The following is a 12279-nucleotide window of genomic DNA, read 5'->3' as shown; positions in this document are numbered from 1 at the left end:
GGCGCGCGGCCTGCTCATCACGACCGACGGGCGCAGCCAGGCGGTGGGCGGCCAGCTGGCGCGCGACGAGCTGGTGCGTTGCCTGGAGGAGGCGCTGGACCTGGCGCGCGGCCTGGGCGAGCAGGCGCGCGCGGCGCAGGCGGGCGACAGCGACACGGGCGCGCAGGCGGCGCTCGCGCAGGCGGTGGCGGCGCTCGGGGCCGGCAGCAATGCCGAGGCGCGGGCGGCGGGCCCGGGTGGCGAGCCGGTGATCGCGCTGAGCGCGCCGGCGGGCATCGCGCTGGCGACGCCGGCGGGGCTGTCGGGCGTGAGCGGGGCGCATCTGGATCTGGTGGCGCGACGCAACCAGCAGTTCACGAGCGGCGAGCGCACTCAGGTGCAGGCGGGCACGGGGCTGCGGCTGTATGCGCAGTCGGGCGGCATCGCCTCGGTGGCCGAGAACGGGCGCGTGCTCGTGCAGGCGCGCCATGACGATGTGGTGGTCGAGGCCGCGCGCCATGCGCATGTGGCGGCGTCCGCCGGCCATGTGCTGGTCAATGCCAAGGAGCACGTCACGCTCATGGCCGGCGGGGCCTATATCCGGCTGCAGGGCGGCAATGTGGAGATCGGCTGCCCGGGCAGCTTCGTCGTCAAGGCCGCGAAGCATCAGCTCGTCGGGCCCGCCGATCACAGCGAGGCATTGCCTCAGTTCGGGCAGGCCGACGTCGGGCGGCGCTATGCGCTGCGCCGAGCCTCGGACGGCGGATCGGTCGACAACATCAACTACAGCATCGGGCGCAGCGGCGCAGACGCCCTGCAGGGCGTGACGGCGGCCGACGGCAGCAGCCCGCTGCTCGAATCCGCGCATTTCCAGCTGCACGACCTGATCTTCAAGGACGATCAACCATGATCGGCCGGCCCTTCTCCGACGTACCCGCGATGGCCACCGCCCAGCACATCAGCCTCGCCTCCAAGAGCACGGTCGACATCTACGCCGACATTCCGCTGCCCGGCGTCGTGATCTTCGTCCACGGCGTCAATTCCACCGGCGAGTGGTTCGACGCCGCCGAGCGCGGCCTGTGCGCCGGCCTCAATGAACGCACGTTGCGGCGTCCGGAGGATCTGCTGCATCACGGGGAGAAGACCGAGCTGATTCCGGGAAGCTACCTGCCGGAGCTCGAGCCAGACGGGTTCGTGTCACGTGACCTGAATGCCAGTTCTTTCCTCCCCGCTAGCGGTCACTACTCCCCCGTCATCCGCTTCCGCTGGGGCTTTCGCGCGTCCAAGGAGGAACTCGACGCCTTCGGCGGCAACGTCTTCCTCGACGAGTACCAGTCCTGGGGCGGCGGCCCGTTCGCCAACGGCTGCACCGCGCTGCCCGACCTGTGGGATGCCGGCCTCAACGACCGCGTCTTCCTCTGGTATCACGCCAACGCCCTCAACCCGACCGACCGTCCGGTCTACGCCTGTCCGCATCGCGGCTACTTCGCCCACGCGGCGTGGCGGCTGGCCGCGCTCATCGATCACATCCGCAAGCGCCACGAAGCGCGCGGCCACGGCCCCGACGTGCCGGTCACCATCGTCTGCCACAGCCAGGGGAACATGCTCAGCATCGCCTCGGCCTTCATCGGCCAGCAGGTCTTCGCCGGCAAGGGCGTGGCCGACACCTATGTGCTGTGCAACCCGCCCTACAGCCTCAAGTCCAGCAACTTCATGGAGAACATGACCCAGTCCGACCAGGGTGGGCGCGTGACCGGCGAGGCACGGCGCGCGGCGTTCCGATCCTTCCTGTCCATCGTCGAGGCGCGCGGCGCACGCTGCCAGGACGATGCCGCGGTCGACAAGCGCACCGCCAACCGCAAGCCCACCGACGCGTCGCCGATGGGCTTCTGCCGCGCGAGCGAACGGGCGGATGACCGCATCAACCAGGGCCGCGTCTTCCTCTACTGCAATCCGCATGACCAGGTGATCTCGGCCAGCACCGTGCAGGGCATCGGCTGGTGCGGACTCGATCAGCACGAGATCGACAGCCTCGGAGGTCCGTCCAACTTCCATCAGCGCGTCTGGGCCGAAGGACTGGCCGTCGGGCGGCGCGGCCTGACCAGCCATGCGATGTGGCCAGTCGACGGCCGCAAGGCCTTCTGGTCCCCGCCCTCGCCGCAGGCGCGCTACTCGATCGAGCGCGATCTGAGCGACCCACGCGCCAGTGTCTGGTCCAAGCTCGGCTCGCTACTGCTGGCGCCGCTGCTGATCCCGTTCACCACGGCGGCCCGGCTGGGCGGGCTGAGTGCCGTCAACGCCGAGCCGGAGCGAAACCGCCGCCTGCCGATCACCGCGCCGCCGATCAGCGACGACGGCGTGCTGCCCGAAGCCTTGCGCATGCATGACGGACAGGTGCTGGCCGGCCCCTTCGACGAAGGCAGCGAATCGGCCGAGGACAACCTCGCGCTGCGCAGCGCGATCGACGATCCGGACGATGTCTACAACCGCTCGCGCGGCACGCTCGGCCTCAAGGCCCAGGGCGATGCCGACAGCGAGGCGCAGTTGCGCTACGAGCATCACGCCCGCGTGCGCATGGACGCGCGCGCCTCGCGCGAGGACACGCTGCGCCAGGAGGCCGAGGAAGTGCGCGCCGACGGCCATCTGAGTGAGCGCTTCAGGCAATGGTCGGACGAGCGCCGCGCCGAATACCTGGTGAGCGGGCGCAATCAGAACGCGACCGATCATTCGACGATCCTCACCAACCCGATGCACGCGCAGAAGGTGCTCGCCTATGACGTCGCGCTGGGCTACGCGCGCTTCACCGAGTCGGACTGGATGGAGTTCCGGCAGATGGCGGATTGGCGCTGGGTCGGGGCGGCGCAGAGCTGGGAGCCTTCAAAGGACTACGCGGTCTATTTCAAGAAAGGCCGATTCTTCGAGCGACCGCTCTACGAACATCCCGACTACCAAGCCAACGTCCCGGCAACCCTGGGCATCGATACGCGCCGGCAATCCCCCGCGCGCACCTCACGGCTCCCCGAGTCCGGTCGCTTCAACCCCTGAGCCGCCATGCGCCATCGACACCTGCTCCTGCCTCTGGTCGCGCTGATTGCAAGCGCATGCACGACCGTGGCGCCCTCCGAATCGACACCTGCCCTGACCATGCCGCCCGAGTCCCCACCCCGCTACATCGCCAACGTGATCGCCGTGCAATGGGTCAGTCCGCTGAGCTTCAAGGATTACGGAGCCGACTGGAATCTGCTGCGCCACCTCGGCATGGCGACACCCAATGCGAACGACCGTTCCCATCCGGAACGCTGGCCCCTCGGAACTCCGGTCGTCTCCGTCGCCATCACCTACCCGAACTCCAAGCGCTACATCTCCATTGAAGATGATGTCGACACAGCCATCACTCCCTTCGGTCACGACCTGATCTTCAGTCCGAGCGACTTCTACTCCCTCGGCACACGACATCACCGCTTCACCTTCCTCGACCAGCAGAGCTTCCTCGCCACTTCGCCCAAGCTGCTCGGAGAACCGCTCGACAAGCTGTACTGGCATCGCTTTCATGTCGGCCCGCCTGACACACCCGCCAACACCGCGCTCATCGCCGCCGACATGGCGCGCGAACCCGTTGCCATTCCAGAGTCGGTCGAGCGGCTGATCAATCGGCTCATCTCGTCCACCACCGACGGCTGGAGCGAACGCCTGAATCCCGAGCACCTCCAGCCCACCACCACCATCGATTTCGGCGGCCGCGCCGCCGGCTTCTACTCCCTCGCGCGCGCCCAGCAGTACATCGCCGGCCACCCGCAGAAGCCCGCCTGGCTCATCGGCCAGGACATGGTCGACTTCCCCACGACCGAACAGCCCACCGAGAACTGCACCGTCCTCATCCTCGCCTCGCCCGAGCTGAAGCACCCCGTCCCGCGCAAGCCGCTCGCGCGGCTGTACCGGCCGTTCCGGGTGAAGCTGGAGTCGCCCGACGCCCGCCCGCCCGGCGCACGGGCACGCGTCGATGCGCTGCAGGCGGCGATGCGGCAGGCGCTGGCCGACGGCGAGGTCGACTTCGCCGACATCGGCAAGGTCTTCCACGATGCAGGGCTCAATTCTGACCTTGCCAGCCGCTCGCTCGGCGCGCTCGGCCAGGCGCTCACCGAGATGGGGCTTGAAGGCAGCGAGTTCGCCGAGCGCACCTACAACGTCGACACCTGGCTGCGCGACGCGGGCTCGGCCGCGGCCGGGATGAATTTCGCCTTCGCGATCGCCTACGCCCACTGGGCCAACAAGCCCGCGCTGGTGGTCGCGACGCGCGAGGACGACGAGGTGTTCGCCGTGCTGGTGCGGCCACCCGAAGGGCACCAGACGCCAGAGCCCGTCACCGAATGGCCGCGCGCGCGCAGCGGCGGGCTCGCCTACTGGCCGTGGTGGGGCCGGCTCGACCGGAAGAAGCCGCAATGAAGCGCCCGATCCGCCTGGGCGACATGACCTCGCATGGCGGCTGCGTCACCTCGGTGTCATGCACGACAGCCACCGCCATGGGCAAGCCGCTGGCCCGCGTCGGCGATCAGGTGAGCTGCCCGATCCGTGGCCACGGGCCGACGGTGATCGTCGAAGGCGATCCGGACTGGATCATCGACGGGCGCGCGGTGGCGCTCGACGGGCACAGAACGGCCTGCGGCGCAGCGCTCATCGCCTCGGTCGGCGAGGTCGAGCGTGGCTGAACTCGCAGAGAAACGCGGCCGCCCGACCGACCCGCGTCGGCACGCTGTGTGGCGGCCTCACACCCAGCCCGTCAGGTAGTACACGCCGATCACGAAGAACACCGCCGCCGTCTTGATGAGCGTGACGGCAAAGATGTCCTTGTACGACTCGCGGTGCGTGAGGCCGGTGACGGCCAGCAGCGTGATGACCGCGCCGTTGTGCGGCAGCGTGTCCATGCCGCCCGAGGCCATCGACGCCACGCGGTGCAGCACCTCCATCGGGATGCCGGCCGCGTTCGCGTTCTCGATGAAGCTCTGCGCCATCGCCGCCAGCGCGATGCTCATGCCGCCCGACGCCGAGCCGGTGATGCCCGCCAGCGCCGTGATGCTGATGGCCTCGTTCACGAGCGGATTCGGGATCGCCGCCAGCGCCTGCGAGATGAACAGGAAGCCCGGCAGCGCCGCGATCACCGCGCCGAAGCCGTATTCCGATGCCGTGTTCATCGACGCCAGCAGCGCGCCGCCGACCGCGCTCTTGCTGCCCTCGCCGAACTTCTCGGCCACGCGCCGCCACGCGAACAGCAGCACGCACAGGATGCCCAGCAGCAGCGCCGCCTCCACCGCCCAGATGCCGACCGCCTTGGTCACGTCGGCCACCACCGGCGCCTTGCCCTCGACGAACACCACCGACGCCTTCGGCCCGTAGAAGGCCGGAATCCAGCTCGTGAACAGCTTGTTGGCGATGCCCACGACGAACAGCGGCGCAATCGCGATCCACGGATTGGCGAGCGGCTGGTCGGCGGCCGTGTCGGGCTCGTTCACCAGCTTCTGGCCCGGCTTCGCGTAACCCTCGCCGGCGCGCGCGGCACGGCGGCGCAGCCAGTCGAGATAGCTCAGGCCGACGATGAAGATGAACACCGCGCCCAGCGTGCCGAGCACCGGCGCGGCATAGGCGTTGGTGCCGAAGAAGGAGCTGGGGATGATGTTCTGGATCTGCGGCGTGCCCGGCAGCGAATCCATCGTGAAGCTGAAGGCGCCGAGCGCGATCGTGCCCGGGATGAGCCGCTTGGGGATGTCGCTCTGCCGGAAGAGTTCGGACGCGAACGGGTACACCGCGAACACCACGACGAACAGCGACACGCCGCCGTAGGTGAGCAGCGCGCAGACGATGACGATGGCCGCCATCGCCCGCCCCGCGCCCACCAGCCCGATCACCGAACTGACGATCGAGCGCGAGAAGCCCGACAGCTCGATGAGCTTGCCGAACACCGCGCCGAGCATGAACACCGGGAAGTAGTTCTTCACGAACACGACCATCTTGTCCATGAACAGCTCGGAGTACACCGGAGCGACGTGGGCCGGATCGGTGAGGAGCACCGCGCCGAGCGCCGCCACCGGCGCGAACAGGATGACGCTGTAGCCGCGATAGGCGACCAGCATCAGGAAGGCCAGGGCGGCCAGGACGAGGAGCAGGCTCATGGGGCGAAGGTCTCCGTTATTGGTGCGCCGCCGCAGGGCGCGGCTGGGCCGGGAGAGCTTCGGGGGGAGGTGTCTGACGGGTCTGTCGGAGGGGAGGAAGGGGGCGTGTAAGCGAGGCGGCGGGAGCGCCATCTCGCTCAGTAGCCGAGGTTGAGATCCTGGGACAGATCAGTCAGATCTTGCAGCGCGTCTTCATGCTGGCGGGACATCGCTGCGGGCTCGGCTACGAGGAACCGTGCAGCGATGACGCGCTCTGCGGCATCGCACGCAGCGGCGACGACAAATTCACCAAGGGAACAGTCCGACAGCTCGGCTGCACGCCGAAGCAGGCTCCTCTGCTCGACCGAGAGACGGACTTCGAGATGCTCCATCAACGGCTTCACCGCCGCACCGGCACCCGCATCCCGAACGCCGCAATCGCCCACAGCACCATCAACCCCGCGCAAGCCTCGAACACCGCCGCCCGCCCGAAATGCGTGGCGATCCACCCGCCCAGCGACCCGCCGGCCGACACGCCCAGCGACTGCACCGTGTTGTAGACCCCCAGCGCCGTGCCCTTCGCGGCCGGCGGGGCGATCTTGCTCACCAGCGACGGCAGCAGCGCCTCCAGCACGTTGAAGGCGATGAAGAACACCGTCAGCAGCCCGAGCATGGTCGTGAAGTTCACCGGCAGCGCGCCGCTCGCGAATTGGCTCGACACCGCCTCCAGCAGCGCCATCAGCGCGATCGCGCCGACGAACACCGCGCGCATCTGCCCGCCGCGCTCGGCCTTGATGATGGCCGGCACCATGAGCACGAAGGCCACCGACACCGCCGGCAGATAGAGCTTCCAGTGCTCGGTCACGGGCACGCCGGCCACGTCCACCAGCAGCACCGGCACCACCACGAACATCGCCGACTGCGCCACATGCAGCGCGAAGATGCCGAAGTCCAGCCGCAGCAGCTGGCGGTCGGCCAGCACCTGGCTGAAGGGCACCCGCTGGCCCAGCGCCGGCTGCGGCACGTCGGGCACGACGAACTGCACCACGCCGATCGCCGCGATCGCGAGCGCGCCGGTGAGCGCGAAGATGCCCGGCATGCCGATCGCGCCATACAGCAGCGGCGCGATGACCATGCTCGCCGCGAAGGTCACGCCGATGCTCGCGCCGACCATCGCCATCGCCTTGCTGCGCTGCTGGTCGCGCGTGGCGTCGGCGATGAGCGCGGTGATCGCGGCCGAGATGGCGCCCGCGCCCTGGATCGCGCGGCCGACGATGATGAGTTCGATGCTGTGCGCCAGCGCGGCCACGAAGCTGCCGAGCGCGAACAGCGCCAGCCCCGCGACGATCACCGGCTTGCGCCCGTAATGGTCGCTGGCGCGGCCGAAGGCGATCTGGAGCGCCGCCTGCGTCAGCCCGTAGATGCCGATCGCCAGCCCCACCATCGCGGGCGAGGCGCCGCCCGGCAGCGAGTGCGCGTACACCGCGAACACCGGCAGGATGAGGAACAGCCCGAGCATGCGCAGGGCGTAGATCGAGGCGAGCGCGGTGCTCGCGCGGCGTTCGGTCGGGGTCATGCCCGCAGGGTCGTTGATCGCGGACATGGCTTGGGCTGCATTCGTTTTCATGACGATGCGCGGCAGGTTTTCAAGGGGCTTGCACGCTGATTACCCAGGGAAACCCGGGTCGTGCGAGGGGGGCGGGCTATAGTAGCAAGCTTGGCCTTTCGGTCTTGCGGGGCGTCAAAGGACCCAAGAAAACGCAAGGAAACATGGACGAAATCCGGATCCGCGGCGCACGCACGCACAACCTCAAGAACATCAGCCTCGATCTCCCGCGCAACAAGCTGGTGGTCATCACCGGGCTGTCGGGCAGCGGCAAGAGCTCTCTTGCCTTCGACACTTTGTATGCCGAAGGCCAGCGCCGCTATGTGGAATCGCTGTCGGCCTATGCGCGGCAGTTTCTCCAGCTCATGGAGAAGCCCGATGTGGATGTGATCGAGGGCCTGTCGCCCGCCATCGCCATCGAGCAGAAGGCGACGAGCCACAATCCGCGCTCGACGGTCGGCACCGTCACCGAGATCAACGACTACATGCGCCTGCTGTGGGCGCGCGCCGGCACGCCCTACTGCCCCGACCATCCCGAGCACGCGCTCGTGGCGCAGTCAGTCGGGCAGATGGTGGATGCGGTGCTCGCGCGGCCCGAGGGCAGCAAGCTGATGATCCTGTCGCCCGTCGTCGCCAACCGCAAGGGCGAGCATGCCGACGTGTTCGAGAGCTTCCGCGCCCAGGGCTTCGTGCGCTTCCGCATCACGCCCACGGGCGGCAAGCCGACGGTGTACGAGGTCGACGAGCTGCCCGAACTCAAGAAGAACGAGCGCCACAGCATCGACGTGGTGGTCGATCGGCTGAAGGTGTCGGCCGAATCCAAGCAGCGTCTGGCCGAGTCCTTCGAGACCGCGCTGCGCCACGGCGAGGGCCGGGCGCTCGCGCTCGACATGGAGTCGGGCGCGGAGCAGGTGTTCAGCAACCGCTTTGCCTGCCCCATCTGCAGCCATGCGCTGGGTGAGCTGGAGCCGCGCATCTTCTCGTTCAACTCGCCGCTCGGCGCCTGCCAGCGCTGCGACGGGCTGGGGCATATCGACTGGTTCGATCCGCAGCGCATCGTGGCGCATCCGTCGCTGTCGCTCGCGAGCGGCGCGATCAAGGGCTGGGACCGCCGCAACCAGTTCTACTTCCAGATGCTGCAAGGGCTTGCAGGCCATTTCGGCTTCGACATCGACACGCCGTGGGAGGAGCTGCCCTCGCATGTGCGCGAGGCGGTGCTGATGGGCACGGGCGAGACCGAGGTCGAGTTCCAGTACCTGAACGAGCGCGGCAAGACGGTGAAGAAGTCGCATCCCTTCGAGGGCGTGGCCAACAACCTCGAACGCCGCTGGCGCGAGACCGATTCATCGGCGGTGCGCGAGGAGCTGAGCAAGTTCGTGGTGGTGCGCTGCTGCCCCGATTGCGAAGGCTCGCGGCTCAAGCGCGAGGCGCGCTTCGTGCGCGTGGGCGAAGGCGCGCAGAGCCGGCGCATCTATGAAGTGAATGCGATGTCGCTCGGCCAGGCCCAGGCCTGGTTCGACGAGCTGAAGCTGAGCGGCGCGAAGGGCGAGATCGCCGACAAGATCGCGCGCGAGATCCGCGCACGGCTCGGCTTCCTCAACAACGTCGGCCTCAACTATCTGAGCCTCGACCGCAGCGCCGACACGCTGTCGGGCGGCGAGGCGCAGCGCATCCGGCTCGCGAGCCAGATCGGCTCGGGCCTGACCGGCGTGATGTACGTGCTGGACGAGCCGAGCATCGGCCTGCACCAGCGCGACAACGATCGCCTCATCGGCACGCTCAAGCACCTGCGCGACCTCGGCAACAGCGTGCTCGTGGTCGAGCATGACGAGGACGCGATCCGCGCCGCCGACTGGGTGGTGGACATGGGCCCGGCCGCCGGCGAGCACGGCGGGCAGGTGATGGCCGCCGGCACGCCCGACGTGGTGGCCGCCGCGGTCGAGTCGCCCACGGGCGCTTATCTGAGCGGGCGGCGCGCCATCGCCGTGCCGCGCGCGCGCACCGCGCCAAAAACGGATGACGACGGCCAGCCGCTGCAACTCGTGATCCGCGGCGCGAGTGGCAACAGCCTGCGCGACGTGACGGCCGCCATCCCCGTCGGCCTGCTCACCTGCGTGACCGGCGTGAGCGGCTCGGGCAAGAGCACGCTCGTCAACGACACGCTCTACACGGCGGCGGCGCGCCATCTGTACAACGCCTCGGCCGAGCCCTCGCCCTGCGAGGCGATCGAGGGGCTGGAGCTGTTCGACAAGGTCATCAACGTCGATCAGAGCCCGATCGGCCGCACGCCGCGCAGCAATCCGGCCACCTACACCGGGCTGTTCACGCCGATCCGCGAGCTGTTCGCCGAGGTGCCGCTGGCGCGCGAGCGCGGCTACGACGCCGGGCGCTTCAGCTTCAACATCAAGGGCGGACGCTGCGAGAACTGCCAGGGCGACGGCATGATCAAGGTGGAAATGCACTTCCTGCCCGACGTGTACGTACCCTGCGACGTGTGCAAGGGCAAGCGCTACAACCGCGAGACGCTGGAGATCCTCTACAAGGGCAAGACCATCGCCGAGGTGCTCGACATGACGGTGGACGAGGCGGCGGCCTTCTTCGCGCCGGTGCCGGTGGTGGCGCGCAAGCTCCAGACACTGCTCGACGTGGGCCTGGGCTATCTGCGGCTCGGCCAGTCGGCCACGACGCTGTCGGGCGGCGAGGCGCAGCGCGTGAAGCTGTCGCAGGAACTCAGCAAGCGCGACACCGGCCGCACGCTCTACATCCTCGACGAGCCGACGACAGGCCTGCACTTCGCCGACATCGAGCTGCTGCTCAAGGTGCTGCACGCGCTGCGCGACCACGGCAACACGGTGGTCGTCATCGAGCACAACCTCGACGTGATCAAGACCGCCGACTGGCTGATCGACATGGGGCCGGAGGGCGGCTCGGGCGGCGGGCAGGTGGTGGCGGTGGGCACGCCGGAGGAGGTGGCGGCGTGCGAAGCCAGTCATACGGGGCGGTATCTGCGGCCGTTGCTGGAGCGCGGGAAGGCGGCGCGCTGACCGCGGTCAGGCTGCCCGCTCGATGCGGACGGCCGGCGCGCCGCGATTGCCCCGGCGCAACGCGGTGACGGGTGCGGTTGCGTCATTGCCGAATGATCGGCGCCCGGCTCGCCTAGCATTGCCGGCCGGGCCTTCGCGCCCGCTCCTTCGCAGCTAGCCCCGCTCCCGCGCATGCCCGATCCCGCCCGCCAGCCCACTGTCCGCAAGCGCCAGGTCTTCTACCTCAGCGGCTTCGACCCGCGCGGCGCGCCCTTCTACCGCCGGCTCTACCGCGACGAAGCCGCCGCCCAGGCCCGCGTCGGCGGCCTCGACCTCGCGCTCGGCCCGCGCGAGCGCGACGGCGAATTCGCGAGCCGCTGGCGCATCGCCACGCCCGGCGACGCCACCGTCACCGACTACGCCTTCCTGCACTGGGACGACCTCATCCGCCGCCACTGGCTGCGCAACGAGCTGGCGCTGATCGCCGCCTACCTCGGCGTGATCTGGCTCGGCGTGCGCACCGGCGCGCTGTTCAAGGTCTGGCGCGTGTCCTGGCCGCCCGGCGTCGCGGTGACCTTCCCCTTCGTGCTGCTGCTGCTCGTGCTCGGGCTCGGCGTGGCGGCGGGGATGGCGGCCGGCGACCTCGCCGCCAGCGCCTTCACCCATGCGATGACCGGCCTCGCCGCCGGCGCGCCCGCCCTGCCCGCCGACGCGGCGGCGACGGCCTTCGGCAGCGGCAGCTCGGGCGGCGGCGCCTGGATCGGCGGACCCGGCGCGCGCGCGGCGGGCCTGGTCGCCGGCCTCGCCGTGTTCGCGGGCGTGGTGCAGCTCGGCCGTCTGCTCGAAGCCCGGCTGCGGCTCTACTGGCTGCTGCGCATCTACGCCTTCTCGATCCGGCTCGCGCTCGGCCGGCTGCCGGGCATGGAGGAGCGCATCGACGCCTTCGCGCGGCTGCTGGTCGAGCGCGTGCGCGCGAGCGATGCCGACGAGGTGCTGATCGCCGCGCACAGCGTCGGCACCATCGTCGCGCCGATGATGCTGGCGCGCGCCCTCGCGCTCGATCCCGACCTCGCCCGGCGCGGCCCGCGCATCAGCCTGCTCACGCTCGGGCAGTGCATCCCGATGGTCAGCTACATCCCGCAGGCCGCGCGCATCCGCGCCGACATGGCCGCGCTCGCCGCCGCGCGCGAGATCGACTGGGTCGATTTCACCGCGCCGGTGGACGGCGCCTGCTTCGCGCTGACCGATCCGCTCGCCACCTCGGGCATCGCCCAGCCCGACCCGGCCGCGCCGCGCCCCAAGCTGCTGTCGCCGCGCCTGCCGACGCTGTTCACGCCGGCCACCTACCGGCGCATCCGGCGCGACTGGTATCGCGTCCACTTCCAGTACCTGATGGCGAGCGAGAAGCCCGCGACCGCGCCCGGCGCCTACGATTACTTCGCGATCACCGCCGGCCCGCAGCTGCTCGCCGAGCGCTTCGCCGCCAAGGCCGCCGTGCGCGACTGGAAACGCTGAAACAGGAATTCAG

At 69.5% G+C, this 12279-nt stretch carries 9 protein-coding genes; 6 read left to right on the top strand and 3 right to left on the bottom strand.

Annotated elements, in window-relative coordinates:
* The 4 genes from H566_RS0100405 to H566_RS0100390 form a co-directional block, all read left to right on the top strand.
* The coding region (locus H566_RS0100405; protein WP_028309874.1) for a DUF2345 domain-containing protein at positions 1-889 on the top strand (889 nt) is incomplete at its 5' end.
* Positions 886-3024, top strand: a complete 2139-nt coding sequence (locus H566_RS22040; protein WP_051377722.1) for a T6SS effector phospholipase Tle3 domain-containing protein — start codon at positions 886-888, stop codon at positions 3022-3024. The genes H566_RS0100405 and H566_RS22040, both read left to right, overlap by 4 nt.
* 6 nt (positions 3025-3030) lie before the next feature.
* Positions 3031-4422: a DUF2875 family protein gene (locus H566_RS0100395; protein WP_156924239.1), complete on the top strand. Its 1392-nt coding sequence runs from the start codon at positions 3031-3033 to the stop codon at positions 4420-4422.
* A complete protein-coding gene (locus H566_RS0100390) occupies positions 4419-4685 on the top strand; it encodes a PAAR domain-containing protein (RefSeq protein WP_028309872.1) in 267 nt (88 codons plus the stop codon). Before H566_RS0100395 ends, H566_RS0100390 begins: the two co-directional genes overlap by 4 nt.
* 57 nt (positions 4686-4742) lie before the next feature.
* Here H566_RS0100390 and H566_RS0100385 read toward each other — a convergent pair whose 3' ends face one another.
* The 3 genes from H566_RS0100385 to H566_RS0100375 form a co-directional block, all read right to left on the bottom strand.
* On the bottom strand, positions 4743-6143 hold the full coding sequence (locus H566_RS0100385) for a GntP family permease (protein ID WP_028309871.1): 1401 nt from the start codon (positions 6141-6143) through the stop codon (positions 4743-4745).
* Between the two features lie 137 nt (positions 6144-6280).
* A complete protein-coding gene (locus tag H566_RS22035; protein ID WP_156924238.1) occupies positions 6281-6514 on the bottom strand; it encodes a type II toxin -antitoxin system TacA 1-like antitoxin in 234 nt (77 codons plus the stop codon).
* A gap of 8 nt (positions 6515-6522) precedes the next feature.
* Positions 6523-7698, bottom strand: coding sequence for an MFS transporter (locus H566_RS0100375; RefSeq protein ID WP_028309870.1), 1176 nt, complete (start codon positions 7696-7698; stop codon positions 6523-6525).
* A 194-nt stretch (positions 7699-7892) separates the two neighbouring features.
* Between H566_RS0100375 and uvrA the strand changes: the two genes are divergently transcribed.
* Both uvrA and H566_RS22025 read left to right on the top strand, forming a co-directional pair.
* Positions 7893-10772, top strand: a complete 2880-nt coding sequence (gene uvrA, locus H566_RS0100370) for an excinuclease ABC subunit UvrA (RefSeq protein ID WP_028309869.1) — start codon at positions 7893-7895, stop codon at positions 10770-10772.
* A gap of 171 nt (positions 10773-10943) precedes the next feature.
* On the top strand, positions 10944-12266 hold the full coding sequence (locus H566_RS22025; protein WP_051377720.1) for a hypothetical protein: 1323 nt from the start codon (positions 10944-10946) through the stop codon (positions 12264-12266).
* Positions 12267-12279 lie beyond the last annotated feature (13 nt).

Origin of the sequence: Derxia gummosa DSM 723 (genome assembly GCF_000482785.1) — a bacterium.
Taxonomy (GTDB): Bacteria; Pseudomonadota; Gammaproteobacteria; order Burkholderiales; family Burkholderiaceae_E; genus Derxia; species Derxia gummosa.
This window is presented reverse-complemented; position numbering and strand designations above follow the sequence as displayed.